This is a genomic window from Thermosphaera sp., from assembly GCA_038827615.1.
Lineage (GTDB): Archaea > Thermoproteota > Thermoprotei_A > Sulfolobales > Desulfurococcaceae > Thermosphaera.
The window spans coordinates 24434-38791 of sequence record JAWBNK010000002.1 but is presented as its reverse complement, the minus strand read 5'-3'; the positions used below and the strand labels follow the sequence as shown (position 1 = coordinate 38791).

The following is a 14358-nucleotide window of genomic DNA, read 5'->3' as shown; positions in this document are numbered from 1 at the left end:
GGGTAATAAAGCAGTGGGGACCAGCCACCCAGCCCGCGGCCTAATATAGGTCGATGCCGAAAAGCGATCTGGCAAGGCTTCCGAGGAAGTAAAGGAGGAACGCTATTCCGAGCACTAGGGTGAGCGTTAAAGCGAACTCCTTGGCGAAGCTCTTGCCGTGTAGGACTGCGGTGTAAACGGAGAGGTATGCGGTGATGCTTATCGAGACCAGTAGCATGGTTGAGAAAGCCATTGATATGTCCTTTAGGATGAAGTATGGAGCGGCGAGGGCGATAGTGACGGCTAGGTAGGCTACGAGCGTGTACAGTGCTGATGCGAGAGGATTCAGCCTGCCCTCCTGCCTAGCCTGGTTAAAGGATGCGACGCCCATCGATATCGACGCTGTCAACCCCGCTAACCCGCCCATTAAACCCGCCGTCAGCGTGTCGTTGAGCACTCCTAGCGCTCCCGTGTACACGCCCGTGAGCTCTATCAGCGCGTCGGATAAGCCGAGGGTTATGGAGCCAATGTACTTCACCCTGTTCTCCCCGATGCTCTGGATGAACTCCTCCTCGTGCCTCTCCTCCTGCTCGATCATTTCGGCAACCATGTCCCTGAGGTCGGGCCGCTCCTCGGAGATCCTCCTGTAGAGGGATGAGGCATCCTTCTCCTTCGACTCGATGATCTTCATCACGACCGTCAAGCCGAATGCGAGGAGCAGAACCAGGTAGACCAGGGTCTTCACCCCGCTGAGACGGCTTCTGCACTCGCCGACAATGCTTCTCCAGAACAAGTAGTGGCTGTGCTCCTCGGCGGATGCCCTGGCTAGAACGCTCCTGGTCTTCCCTCCTATCAGGGGGGCTCTGCTCAGGGCCTGGTAGATGAGGTGGGATTCATACTCGTCCACGCACGCCTCGACCAGCGGGCTCGCACGGGTCATCACGCCTCCCTCGTTCAACGGGTTGCAGGGGTTGTGAGCGGGCGAAGCCATTACTGCCTATCTATCCGTGCAGAGCTTATTGTACGTTTCCACTATCCTCCGCTCCAGGTCGTCGAGATCGATCCCGAGCACGACATATTCCCTCAGCCTGCTGAGAACGCTCCTTATGCACTCGGCTGAGCCGCAGCCGATGACCCCGCCTTCGACCTCGTCGAGGGCTTCTTCAGGGTTGATGAAGAAGTCGCCCGTCAACCTGAAGAATACCACTCGGCAGTCTTCCACGCGGAGCTCTATCGAGACCGTCTTACCGTACCTCACAACCTCCTTGTACTCCGGCATCGAGCCTACCTCCGGAATATCCACTTTGGATCCAAGTACTTCTCCCGCAGCTTGGAGGCCGCTTCAAGCTCCTGCTCGCCGTAGCCGCTCACGTAAGCCTGCCTCCCCAGGGCCTCCGAGAAACCCTTGACCAGGGCGGCGGCCAGCTCGCTCACATCCACCTCTCCGATCGCCTCCCTCAGGGTTATAACTCTATCCCTGATGCTTCGAACCCCCTTAGCCTCCAGCTTGCTGCTGGGAACGATCAGCGCCTTCTCGAGGACGTCCACGTTGGTCGCGTACATCAGCGTTCCATGCTGTAGCAGGGTGTCCTTCCTCCGCGTCTGAGCGCTCCCCGATATCTTCCGCCCTTTCACGACGATGTCGTTTATCGGCGCGAACTCGGCCTCCACGCCCAAGTACCTGAGGGCTCTCACCAGCCCGCTGCAGAGGATCCTATAGCTCTCCATTACGTCCCTCAGGTCGCCCGTTATCTTCATCACGACGCTGTAGGTAAGCTCGCCCTCCGAGTCGTGGTACACTGCGCCCCCGCCCGTAATCCTCCTAGTGTAGTGGATGCCCTGGGCGTTCAAGTAGTCGAGGTTCACCGAGTCGCGAACCGCCTGGAAGTAGCCAATGGTTACGGCGCTCGGCTTGAACCTGTATATCCTCAGCGTGTCGGGGATGGCGCCGGACAGCCTCAGGTTCAGCAAGGCCTCGTCTATAGCCATCTGCCAGTAAGCGTCGCGCCCCTCGAGGTCTAGGATGGTCCTCAGGCTCAAGCAGACACCGCTAAGAATATAATAAGACCCGGAGTTTTATTCCTAAAGTATGAAAGCTTGCGAGTGATGGGATGAGCGGCATACAGGTTAGAGCATCAGCGGGCACGCTGGCCCTGCTTGGCCTCACCGGGGAGTTCAGAATAGAAGAGCTCCCCGCCACCGCCTACCTCCTCCAGCACTCTCCGGAGGGTTGCAGGGCGGGCTGCGCCTTCTGCATGCAGTCGCGCAGGCTCCACAGCGCCCACGGAGGGATCAGGCTCGGGAGGGTCACATGGCCTGCTGTCGAGCTGGGAGTCCTCCTCGACCATTGGAGGAGGGTCTTCAAGAGGCTCTGCCTGCAGACGGTTGTAAAGCCGATGTTCCACGAGGAGGCGCTGGAGATAATCAGGCGGTTCAGGAGCAGGGACCCGGACACCCCCGTCTCGCTGGCTATAACGCCGGTTCCGATCAGCGTTTTAAAGGAGGCTAAGGCCCTCGGCGTCGACGCCCTCGGGATAGGGCTGGATGCCTCCACCAGGGAGCTCTTCGACAAGTGGGGTAAGCCCTACAGCTGGGGCACGTACCTGAGGTTTATCGAGAAAGCGGTCGAAGTCTTCGGGAAAGGAAGCGTTTACGTCCACGTCATCGCGGGGCTCGGCGAGGAGCTCAGCGATATCGTGGGCATCATGAGGCATGTGTACAGGGCCGGGGGGAGGATAGCACTGTTCAACCTCGTTGACCAGCGCGGCGGGTCGAGAGTCGAGGTGGGCAGGTACAGGTTGATCCAGATAGCAAGACACCTCTTAGAGCTGGGCCACGACCCCCTGGAGTACTTAGACCTCGAGGGGCTCAGGTTGAAGAAGAAAATCCCCTGGGACCTCCGGGACGCGTTCAAGACCTCCGGTTGCCCCGGCTGCAATAGGCCGTTCTATAATGAGAGCCCAAGGGGCGCGCTCTACAACATCCCCTCCGATAGAGCGCTCGAGGCTTACTCGGAGAAGCTGAGGCGCGAGCTCGCCGGGATAGGTGTGTTGGATTGAAGGCTTTCACGCCGGTTAGAAAGTACCGCGCGGTATCGTTGACCGGCGCGTGGTGCGCGCTGAAGTGCTCGCACTGCGGCGGAAGGTATCTGCGGGGCATGACGCCGGTCACCCCGGAGACCATCGTAGGGGTTGTAGAGGAATTATGGAGTCAAGGGGTGAGAGGGCTCCTCGTGAGCGGCGGGTTCCGGGAGGACGGGACCCTCCCGATAGAGCCGTACTTGAAGGGGTTGAGAGTCGTTAAGGAGAGGTTCAACCCGTTCATCAGCGCCCACCTAGGCTTAATCAATGATAAGAGGTTGCTCAGCGACTTGGCCGCCGTGGTCGACCTAGTGGATTTCGAGCTCGTCTTGAACGACGAGTTCACGAGGAGGGTTAGGGGGCTGAGCGTTCCCCGTGAAAAATACGTTGAAGCACTGACCGCCATGAGGGAGGCAGGGCTCGACGTCGCCCCCCACGTGTACATCTGGCACCCCTGGATCACGAGGGATGAGGTTGCGGAGTCTCTCCAAACCCTCGCGGAGAACAACATCAACCGCGCGGTGCTGCTGGTCTACATACCTCCAGAGCCCGGGGGAAGCGTGCCCTTGGACGAGGTGGTTGAAAACATAGAGTACGCGAGGAGCACCTACCCGGGGGAGCTATACATGGGGTGCATGAGGCCCTGGAGCATTAAGAAGAGGCTCGACGAGATACTCGTTGAAAAACGCCTCGTCGACCGGATAGCTAATCCACACCCCGGGGCAATCGGCAAGGCCTCGAGCGTGGAGAGGTACGACGCCTGCTGCAGCGTCCCCGACAGCAGGCTCGGCGAGTTCAAGATCCCGTAGCGGAGCGAGAAGAAGTCTCAGCTGAGAGCCGGGGAAACATGCTGGCGCAGGCGTGTCCTAGACCCGATGCTTCGAGGAAATGCCTGCAGGCGGGTCCGCAATGCCCAGGCGTACTCGTCACCTATCACCCTGGCCTGGGCCGAAGAAAAGGAGCGCGTACTCCTCCTCCCTCTTCTTCTTAACCCTCGGGAGCTTCTCGTAAAACTCGCATATAGTAATCCACTCCGACTCGTCCCCGCTGCCCAGGCCCGCTACGTTGCAGACGATGTACTCCCCGGGGCTGGACTCAGCCTCCCTGGTCTCCTCCGGCGTCAGCTCCGCCACGAGCACCTTGTCCAAGTGGCTCTTAACCTCCACCTTGTACCTGGCGAACCCCCCGCTACCGGGGCACTCGACCAAGAGGTCGAACGGGTTTGGCTTAGACACGTATCTCTCGAGCACCCTGCACCCTTTTTCAGCGAACATTTTCTCCACGAGACGGGTGCTCGCCTCCTCCATCCACTGCCTCTTCTCAAGGGGGAGCGAAGCCCTGTACTTCTCGTAATCACGTATGGACTGGGCGCCGAAGACCCTAACGACGGGGTCCTGTATTCTCGGTTTAAGCCTGGCCAGGTCTTGAAGAACCACACCAGATGCGTCGGCAAGGTTTCTCCTCTTCCTCTCAAGCCTTTCCCCGATCCTCAGGTTGAACCTGTTGGCGAGCAATTCAGCCTGCTTCCTGAACTCGTCGATTTCTCTTTCGCTCAACGGCTTCTCGGCTTTGAAAACCATGGCTCTCCCCTCGGCGGCATGGTCGACGATCCATTCAATAGCTTTCAATCCGTGGATGAGACTCCACCCGCCATTCCTCTTCAACGCTAGCAGAGGGGTCGCGTACTTGACTACTCCCTCGCCGACAAATTCGACAACTCCAACGTAACCTTCCTCGATGCCCGGGTCGTTGATGATTAAAACGTAGTCGCTGGAGAAGCCTGCCTCTCCGCTACTAACGAGTTCTTCGAAAAGCCTCAGGATCATCCATGGCAGATCTCCCCCGGCTCCTCCGAGAAGCTTCCTATAGGTCTTTTCAACTGCTCTCTCGAAGCAACTCCTGTCTGGGCAACCCGTGAAGTCTTCAACATAGCTTTTAACATACTCTATTTCATCGTACCGCGGAGCCAACCCCTCCCACATCTCCTTAACCTCTGAGACCATTTCCAAGAGCTTCCTGTAAGCATCGTCTAGGCTTAGACGGGGCTCCTTGTAGTAGGATTCATAGTACTGTGATAATATGAGTCCAATGCTCTTCTCCGATATCATTAGAACCTTTTCACCGGGTTTAGCGTCTGTAACACGTAGCTCGAGGACTCCCCCAATGCTCCGAGGAGGTATCTTCTGCTCGAACATGTTTAAGATCTTGAGGACTAGCTTAGTGTAGAACTCGTAGTCCGGTCCAACATCCCTTACGAAGTCTAGTACTGCGCAATTCCTCCTCTGCCTGAGCCTGTAAACCCTTCCGATCCTTTGCTCCCTTCTCACAGGGCTCCACGGGACGTCGTAGTTGACAACTATGTTGAACTGCTCTAGGTTCAGGCCTTCGGAGGCAACATCAGTGCTTACTAACACCTTGAGCACGCGCCCCTTCGAGCCGACGACATCATCTATCGACTCGACTAGGTCGGGGATCAAGTGCACTATCTCCTGGTTCGCCGAGGACAGCTTGATCAAAAGTATGCGCCTGCCCTCCCGCTCCAATAGGATGGTTGCGGAGCTGAGGATTTCAGCATAATTCCTTCTGAACTCTCCGCGGGCTTCTTTCTCCGAGACCCTTCTCAAGGCCTCATATATTGCTCTATCCTTCTCGGCATGCGCATCCGTGAATCCTTTCGACTTGAAGAATTCAACGAGCTTACTATACAAGTAGCATACAGTGTCATAGTACTCGCTGAAAACAATGTAATCTCCCTTCAAGACGTCTGGGAGATCCTTGTGGTCCATTAAAACCTGGTATAGGAGAAGGGCGAGAGCGTTGAAGCCTGGGTCGCCCTTCTCATAGAGTTCTTGAAACACTAGCGAAAGCCTCTGCGCCTTCTCAACCACGTCCTCAGGGAGGGAGTCGGCGAGCCCTGATAAAACCTCCTCGACGACTTCATCTATCCTCTTCTCCAAGGCCCTCTCAGACGGCAGCTTGGACAAGGGTCGTCCAACGCTGCGATTGCTCACTACTTTGGAAAAAGTCTTAAGGAAGGAGTATGGGCTTGAGAGAGCGCGCTTTAAAACGAGGACTTTGACCAACCCGTACGCTCTCGTGTCGAGGCGTTGAAGGATGCTGGACAATACCTCCCCAAGCTCCTCGTAAACCCCCCGGTGCTCGCCCAGCTTAACGATAGCCATGAAGGACTCGAGATCGGTGAACTCCTTCCTACCCTCTAGATGATTTACATGCTCCTTCATCCTACGGTAAACGAGGTAGTTCGACGCGTTCTCGTAGAAGCTCCTCCTAGCCTCCTCATCGCTTACCAGCTTCTTCAACTTCTCCTTGTGCTCGGGGATTAGGAGTGAAATCCTCTTCAACATGTCCTTGTGTGAACCTCTTGAAGGAGTAGCGGAGAGTAGTAGGAGGTGACGCGCCCTCTCGCACAGCGGGCTGAGCCTGCTAGTCCTCACAGTATCCCTCGCGCCCGCGAAGTTCAACTGGTGTGCTTCGTCAACTATCACAAGATCCCAGTTTATACTGGAGACTATCTCGTAATATGGCTGGAACCGGCCCCACGCGTGCTCGTCTAGACCGCTCTTCTTAACCAAGTCTATTGAAGCTAGAAGGATGAACGGGTCGCCTGCTTCGGCAACCCTCTCGAGCTCTCTCTCGACCTCGTCGACGTTTTTCCTCGTTAAACGCTTAATCCTCCCGGGGGAGTATAAGAGGTCCTTGATCTCGTGGTGCATCCACTGCTTTATAAGAGTCCTCGGAGCCAGCACTAGGATCTTCTTCGCCTCGCCCGTGGCGAGAAGGTATTTCGCCACGCGCAGTGCTTCAATGGTTTTGCCGAGGCCCACTTCATCGCCAACTATCACTCTCACCCTTCTCCTCGGGACAGCGTCGAGGACGAGCTGAACCTGGTGGAGGTAGTTGTAGTAGGGCTTCCTAGGGATCTCGGGACCCGGCGGACTCGCCAATGGATTATAGAAGACGTTGAAGAAAGGATTGTACTTGTACATTGGCTCTAGGAGTCTCCCGAGGAGGTGTTTGAGAAAAAGCGATGGCTCATCTAGCACGAGCAGTACCCTCTAAGCATGCGTGTGAATCGTTTCTGATCAGTGATTCTCGAGAGCTCCCAGAGAACGTCTATCAGGGGGCTCACCGAGTCTATGCTAGACCAGCATTTCGCCAGGCAGTCCGCCTTGGCAAGCGACTTAATGTTGGAAACACTGTAAGCGTGGAAGAGGAAGAGCTTGAAATGCCTGTCAACGAGCCTGTTGAAAGAAACCCTTACGACGCCCTTCCCGCTCTTCTCGAGCCTGACGTACCCGTGCCTCACGAGGCTCTGGTTGTATATGAGCCAGCGGGTGATGTGCTCGGGGCTCGAGATCCTCTTCAACCTAGCGATCACGCGTCCCTCCTCGTAAACCGTCGCCAAGTAGTATGGGCGGGCCGCAGGCACAGGGGCGATCACGAGCTTCAGAACAGGCTTATCCTTTCCGCTCGCCAACGCTAAACCCTCCTGCACTCCCTAATCTTGAACCGGCTTATCGATACTAATGGGGTGAAGGGGTCTGCCAGCTTACTCCTAATAGCGGCGGAGGACTTAAGCGCTGAAACCGTCAGCCCCGTCAGCTTAATGTCGACGTCGACAACGTCTCCCTCAACCCCTAGGGACGCGATCACTTGGGACAGCTTCCTAGCGCCGGCGTTCTTGAACACCACGTGGAACTCCTCGCTCCCGGCTCCAACCTTCACCTCGCCCGACGCTACGACGCCGTGCTTGGATGCCTCGCTCAAGAGCTCCGCGAGGACGGGTACAACGCCCTTCTTCAAAGACCCCTTGATGTTCAGCTCGACAATGCTGATCTCGCCCGCGGGGTAAGCTGTTTCAACACGCTCCCTCATCTTGACAGGGTCCTCAAGCCTCTCCACACACACAACGCCCCTAACCCTCACAGCAGCGACGTGGACCGGGGGAGACCTATAGCTACCTTTCGGGTCCTCTGCTCTGACCAAGACCATGTATTCTCCGGCGCCTCTCAGGGCCACTTCAGCAGCGAATGACTCCCCGGTCTTCACGTTCTTCACATCCTCGCCGACTACTCTGCCGTCAAGGCTTTTCGCCTCCAATACCACTCTAGCTGGCAGCGCCTTCTCATCGGATTCGACAACGCCTTCAACCCTTACTCTCACCTCATCGTCAGCGACCAGCTCCACGGGCTTATCCTGGAAGACTTGCCCGCCAACCCTCAGGATCCTTGGAGTGAACACGTGCGGAGGAGTCTCCTCCTCAAGCACCACCGGGTTCCTCGATAACGCGTCGACGAGGTCGGATTCGCTTCTAAACCCGGCTATGAACTCGTTGAAGTCCCTCGGGCCCTCGGGAGTGTAGACGGTGAGTCTTCTCACAACCCTCTCGCCCGGCCTAACCTCCGCCTTCCTCCTCAACTGCTCAACATATTCTCTCACGACCATCCTTGGCGAAACCGCCTCGAGGTCAACTAGTTCAACCCTCATCCTCTCCAGCTCGAGCTCCACGTCTCTCTCCCAGTCGTGAAGCAATCCTCCTCCGGCAAGCTTAGTCTTGAGCAACTCGCTGGCTTGCTCACTAGTATACGGGTGTTTAAGCCACAGTATGGTTGAACCATACTTGAAGGCCAAGAGGTTGTTGCTGTAAGCATCTTTCAACGCTTCCTTGAAATCGGCGAAACTGGTTAAGTGAGGCTTCACCTTGGAGGAGTAGAGAAGCTGGCTCCACATATCCACCATTCTGATCGGCTTCTTCAAAGAGTAGTCAACATCCCACAGTGCCTCCCAATCCTTGAGCTGATCATAAATGCTGCTCCAAGTCCACGAGAGCGGAACCCCCCTTCTCTCCAAAACCCCTTCGAGAAGCCTGACGAGGCTGGATAGGTCAACGCCCTCCTCTCCCACGGGGCGGAGATCAACGTTGAAAACGCTCTTCCGCGACCCTGCGACCACTTTCTTGAGGACAGTGAATAGAGACGTGGCCAACTGCTTCTCGAGCTCATCCTGCATTGTTCGAAGAGTATTCAACACGTGATCCAAGTACTCCCTGCCAACCACTCTCTCCAAGTATTCTTTCTCACTCCTCATCTCGGAGACTACCTTGAGGAGCTTCAACAGGTTTTTAATGTAATCTCTGGTGTTCGAAGGCTCAGGGCCGATTATCCTCCTATACTTCTCAGTGTAGAATAATCCTAGACTAGATGGATCGGCTGAATACTCCGGGAGAAGGAGAACCACATTATTCCTCTTAAGCACGATGTCCACAAGCTCCTCCGGGGGATCAGCGAGCCCCAGGTATATGAACAACACTGGGTCACTGGTTCTCGAAACCTCTGTTTCAACGCTCTCTTCGATGTCCCGCACTCTATCCGTGTTTATCGGGAAGACCCTCCTGATCTTTCTCCCCGGCTTGAATGATTGCTGGTTGACGAAGTTCTCTAGCCTCCTCAAAGCATCGAAATCCGTTGCATCAAGATACCTCTGTCTAACGATGGCTGCTAGATCGGGCATGGCAGCGTAGAATACTCTGCCGTCATAAATTGTCAAGTAGGTTGAAGAGTTCATCAACTCGTCTATAGAGTTTGCGACGTCGGCTGAGGGAGCATCACGCATTGCGAGAGGATCGTATACTATGACTGGGTAGTGGTTTTTAACCGGGTAGTATTTCAAGACGTCCGAGCCCTTTCCGCCTCCCCCTGGTATGGTGGCTATCCATATCGTTCGCGCTAGTGCCCCCTTAACCAGGTTCAACAGTTTTTCACGGCTCAACTGGGCTTCAGTAGTCCATATGTACTGCTCCACTAGCTCGGAATACCTCTTAACGTCCTGCTCATATATCCTGTTTAAATCAGCCTCTAACTGAGCCATCAATCCGTGTGTAAGCTCTGTTCTAAACTCTTGAACATCGAGTGGTATGAGCCATGGAGTTATCAGTGAGACCAGAGGGTCTCTGCCCCTCTGGTTTCTCAGGGAGTACAAGTGCCTCAGAAGCCTGGCAGTATAGGCCAGCAGATTCCTCGTCAAGCCAAGCTCGGGGTTCCTCGCCGCTATGTTCACTATGATCTCTATGAAATACGGGTGGAAGGGATACGTTTCTTCAACCTTCTTCTGAAGCTCATCCGGACTCCCGTACTTGGCTTTAACGGATTGTTCGAACCCGGTGTCCTTTGACACTTTTTCTTTAAAGGCGTTGGAGATGTGGAAGGCTTGCTCGGCAGACTCCCTGCTGTACGCATTTTCGAAAAGCCTTTTCTTGAAAACCTCGGCGATATCCTTCTTAAACTCTAACGGGGGAATATACTCTGGACCAACTCTCCTCAACATCTGGTCGATGTTGTACACGTATTCAGGGTGCTGGTAGCCCTTTGCGATAAAGCCTTCTCTATACTCGGCTGGAAGCGTCACTACTAGTACCGTGCCCGGCGTATCGTTAACGGCTTCAGCTAGGTCTCTCAAGAACGATAAGAAGTTGCGGCTGTACCCGCTGTGCTCCGAGTCGATCCTCACGGCGTGAGTCACGTACTCTACTGCTTCATCCACTAGGATTAGGACTCTCTTTCCCCTCAAGATCTTCCTTAATACGTCCACGCGCGGCGTATAGTGTAGCTCGTCTGCTTCTCTAACACTCTCATATTCTCCTAGAAGGAAGCCCAGGAGGCCCCATGGAGTGTAGATCTTGACGCCGTCAATGATTACAGGCTCCTTCGGGCTAGGCGCTAGCGCCTTGGTATCCCCTACGATTGCGACAACGTGTATTTTAGCCCCTCCTAAACCATCGATAGCGTGCTTCAGCCCGCGCTGTAACTCCTCATCGTTCCCGACGAATTTGGCAACTCCAACACCCCTCTCATTGTATAGTTTAGCAATGTAGTAGAGGGTTGCAAGAAGGTGGGTCTTACCCCCGCCCAAGTAGCTTGGTATGATCAGCACTCTCGATCCAATGTTAAACCGCTTACCCTCCTCGCCTACATAAAGGCTCGACGCGCCGGCCAACCCGCCCATTACTTTCAAAATCACTCTTTTCATTGAGTTGCTTACATAAGTTCTCTTCAAGAACTCCACGTGGTTGAGCAATGGGTTATCCTGGAGGCTCCTAGCCTCTTCGACCCTGTCCCGTAGCTCATTGTATAGGTATATGTCGGATAGCCTCAGGTTCTCGACAATGTTGCCTTCTAAAACCTCTCTGTGAGGCTTTAAAACGCTTGTGAAAGGCTTGATGTTAGAAGTAGTCACGCAGGGTCACCTCTCTCCTAGGCCTAGGAATGTTCGAACCCACATATTCTAAGATCCTTCTAGCTAGCTCGGCCTCGGGGTCCCCCTCTAGGGTTGCCAGCGCCTTGGCGAGCTCCACTGCCTCGGCCACGAGCCCGGGGTTGGCGGTGTAGAGCTTCTCATAGTATTTTGCGAACACGTCCTTGGGTTTGAGAGAGTAGAGCATTAGGGCGTGGACAACGTGCACTGGGCTTTTGAAGCTCGAGGGATTGTCGGCGTCGACGCCGTGTTGCCTTAACACCTCGGAGAGCTCGAGCTCGTCGTTGGCTTTCACGGGCTCTATCAGGATGTAGGTTTTCCTGCTTGCCACCTCTGTCTCATCCTCCCTGCCGTACGCCTTGATTACCATCCTCCTAGTGAAGTCGTCGAGCGCCTTCAGGGTTGAGGATTCTCCTCTCAGCCCGTAGCTCAGCAGTATCAAGTCGCTGCTCGACGCCAGCCTCCTCCCCTGGGGGCTCTTTGGGAAAACCTTCTTCACCAAGAAGTAGAATATCGAGTCGCTGCTCGTTAACTTCGCGCCCGTGGCCCTGGCGTAGGCCTGTGAGAGTATTTCGGCCGCGAGCTTCACTATCTCCTCGGTGGCTAATGGCCTGCCGTTTCTAACCGGCCTCCCACGCCTCGTGAGGAGGCTGAGGACGTACGCGTAGCTCATGACGTAGACTGTGACCCCGTGGATCTCGGTGGCGACCCCGTTTCCAGCCTTGGCTAAAGCTTCTTCAATCCTCCTCAATCCCTGGGAAGCCGCCTCGACCAGCTCATCATACTTGGCCGATAAGTCAAGGGGTTCCCCGCCCTCAGCCCTCCTCCACGAGACGACGATGCTGGCGGATATCGCCGCCTTCCCCCGGGCTACAACGCTCTCCTCGCTCTCGGTTAAAACGGGGAAGGCGTCGCTGGGGTAGACCCCGTTGTCGAGCCCGGCGTCGATGAGGGATGCCCACGCGTCCGGGGAGCTCTGCGCGAAGTAAGTCACGATCAACCCGTTATCTTTCAACTTAGAGGTCATCGACCTGAAGCTCGCCGTGAGCAAGTGCCTGAAGACCCTCTCGCAGTCCTCGGGCGAGGAGGCCTGTCCGAAGTGCTGGCACCTGCCCTGGCTGAGCGAGACCTCCCTGCTCGCAAACCACTGCCACTGCGTGGGAACCTCGACCTCGTTGCTGAAGAACAAGTCCCCGTGGAACCTCGGCGCGAGCACAGCCCCGTTGCTATCGCTCAAAGCCCTCTTGAGCCAAACGTAGTAGAAGTCGCTTAGCTCAGCATAGGCAACATCGTCCCTGTAAGGCGGGTCCGTAACGATCAAGTCGAACCTCTCATCCCCGAGCCTGCCGAGAACCGTGGCATCATCCAGCACAACCTCGACACGACTAGGACTACCCGAGACGGCGCTGATGAGGTAGTCAATGGCTTCAACAATACTTCTCGTTAACATGGTTTCGAAAGTTCCTGAGTAGTTGGAGAATGGGCAGTATTCACCCCAGTTCCAGACCATGGCTATACCTCTCATGGCTAGAGTATGTGCCGCAATTAAATAGGATAACTGCCATCCAGACTCCATGGAGTTGTAATCAGCATGTTTGCATAGCGCTATTGCTAGGTATGTTGTTATTGCTTCTGCGTATTTGTGTGCTTTCTGCTTGTCCCAGCCCTGCTTCAGCTTCTCCTCCTCCACCCTCCTACCGGCTTCGCGTACCAGCTTGACTAGTTTCACCAGGGTTAGGAGTTGGCGCGGGTTGAAGAGCTTGAACCACTTGTTGAAGCCGTAGGCTATAACCCATATGCTTCTTCCTTCATACTCTGGTATTGGCTCTGTTGGTATGTCTGGGTCTCCCCACATCTGCTTGAGCTTTTCCAGCGCTCTCCAGAGCTTTTCGCTGTCCTGCTGTGTTGCGGGCTCGAATGCTAGGTTTTTACCGGCGGCTTCTGCCTTGACTTTTACGAGTATTCTCGGCCTCGCCGGCGAGTTCTTTAATTCATCGAGGGTTGCTTCCCCCTTCAGGTATTTCTCGAGGTTTTGATTCCAGGTTTTCAGGGATTCTTTCATGATCCATTTCTTATTGTTTCCCTTGAGCCTTGCGTGGCAGTGGAGGCATGCGGCGTCCTGGTTTCTAGCGTTTATGTTCGGCTCCCCGTTGAGGGCTGGGTCCCCTACTCTGTATTCTCTCCCGTTCACGCGGACTCCTACTGTCTTGTTTCCACGAGTTATCGGCTCTGCCTTGGAGAGGTCCTCGCTCCCGGTCAGGTCGACCACTCTTATCTCGACTCCATCGCTTCCCTTCTCGCTCGTCATCCAGGCTAGTGCTTTGAAGCCTTTCTCGCCCTTGACCCTTGCCAGCCACCAGTTCCCTATCAAGGGGGTGTACCTGCCGCAGTAGGGGCATTTAACCTCCCAGGACCCGATGTAGACGGCTGTTTCTCCATCGTAGAGTTCTTTTAAATCGGGGTCGTTCCTCAACCCCTCTACGACCCGCTTGCCCCACTCCTCCACATCCTTGACCAGCTGGTCTCCCAGTCCTTCATCGGACGCCCATTTAGGGTATTCGAGGACTGCTCTTAGGAAAACCACGGCGGACGGAAGGAGCTCGGATGCCACAACCCTCCCGACCCCGATCCTGATGGCTTCTAGGGGGATCGAGCCGAAGCCCGAGAAGGGGTCGAGGAGGCTGGCGCTTCTTATCCTTTCCTGCACGTTCTTGTCGAGCAGGTGTATGCTGGGGTTAAGGTAGTGCGGGGTTTTCGAAAACCTCCCCCTCCCCTCGTAGGAGGGGTATGCTATCCTGAGGAATCGCTTGGGGTCGAAGCCCTCGCCGAGGAGGCTTGCCAGTATGACGGCCCTGGCTGAGGCGAGGGGCTTCCTGGTCCACCAGAAAACCATCTCCCAGAACGGGGGGCGGCCGGGCCCCTTCTCCTTGGCGCTCGCAATGTTTACTTCTTCAACCGGGAAGCCGTTGCTCTCTAAGAAGGAATCCGCAGAATTCATACGCTGATTCACATCCATCAATACGTTGCG

The 14358-nt window shown here is 55.6% G+C and carries 9 protein-coding genes; 2 read left to right on the top strand and 7 right to left on the bottom strand.

Going from position 1 to position 14358, the window contains the following annotated elements; genetic code table 11:
- Positions 1-40 precede the first annotated feature (40 nt).
- Genes QXH45_06465 through QXH45_06455 form a run of 3 tightly spaced genes read right to left on the bottom strand, consistent with a single transcriptional unit; the run spans position 41 to position 2019 of the window.
- Positions 41-970 (bottom strand): ferritin family protein, encoded by a 930-nt coding sequence (locus QXH45_06465; protein MEM2078887.1) that lies wholly within the window; start codon positions 968-970, stop codon positions 41-43.
- Positions 971-976: 6 nt separating this feature from the next.
- Positions 977-1258, bottom strand: coding sequence for a hypothetical protein (locus QXH45_06460; GenBank protein ID MEM2078886.1), 282 nt, complete (start codon positions 1256-1258; stop codon positions 977-979).
- A 5-nt stretch (positions 1259-1263) separates the two neighbouring features.
- Positions 1264-2019: a biotin/lipoate A/B protein ligase family protein gene (locus QXH45_06455; protein MEM2078885.1), complete on the bottom strand. Its 756-nt coding sequence runs from the start codon at positions 2017-2019 to the stop codon at positions 1264-1266.
- Between the two features lie 71 nt (positions 2020-2090).
- On the opposite strand from QXH45_06455, the gene QXH45_06450 reads away from it, so the two are divergent.
- On the top strand, positions 2091-3038 hold the full coding sequence (locus QXH45_06450) for a radical SAM protein (GenBank protein ID MEM2078884.1): 948 nt from the start codon (positions 2091-2093) through the stop codon (positions 3036-3038).
- A complete protein-coding gene (locus QXH45_06445) occupies positions 3035-3868 on the top strand; it encodes a radical SAM protein (GenBank protein ID MEM2078883.1) in 834 nt (277 codons plus the stop codon). Before QXH45_06450 ends, QXH45_06445 begins: the two co-directional genes overlap by 4 nt.
- A gap of 117 nt (positions 3869-3985) precedes the next feature.
- Here QXH45_06445 and QXH45_06440 read toward each other — a convergent pair whose 3' ends face one another.
- The 4 genes from QXH45_06440 to QXH45_06425 are packed head-to-tail and all read right to left on the bottom strand — an operon-like array spanning position 3986 to position 14328.
- Complete coding sequence (locus QXH45_06440; protein ID MEM2078882.1) at positions 3986-7123, bottom strand: SNF2-related protein; 3138 nt, start codon at positions 7121-7123, stop codon at positions 3986-3988.
- Positions 7117-7557, bottom strand: coding sequence for a hypothetical protein (locus QXH45_06435; protein MEM2078881.1), 441 nt, complete (start codon positions 7555-7557; stop codon positions 7117-7119). Before QXH45_06435 ends, QXH45_06440 begins: the two co-directional genes overlap by 7 nt.
- A gap of 2 nt (positions 7558-7559) precedes the next feature.
- Positions 7560-11312 carry a DUF499 domain-containing protein gene (locus tag QXH45_06430; protein ID MEM2078880.1) on the bottom strand — a complete coding sequence of 1251 codons (3753 nt, stop codon included), beginning with the start codon at positions 11310-11312 and terminating at the stop codon, positions 7560-7562.
- Positions 11299-14328, bottom strand: a complete 3030-nt coding sequence (locus QXH45_06425; GenBank protein ID MEM2078879.1) for a DUF1156 domain-containing protein — start codon at positions 14326-14328, stop codon at positions 11299-11301. The genes QXH45_06430 and QXH45_06425 overlap by 14 nt, the downstream gene beginning before the upstream one ends.
- Between the last annotated feature and the right edge of the window lie 30 nt (positions 14329-14358).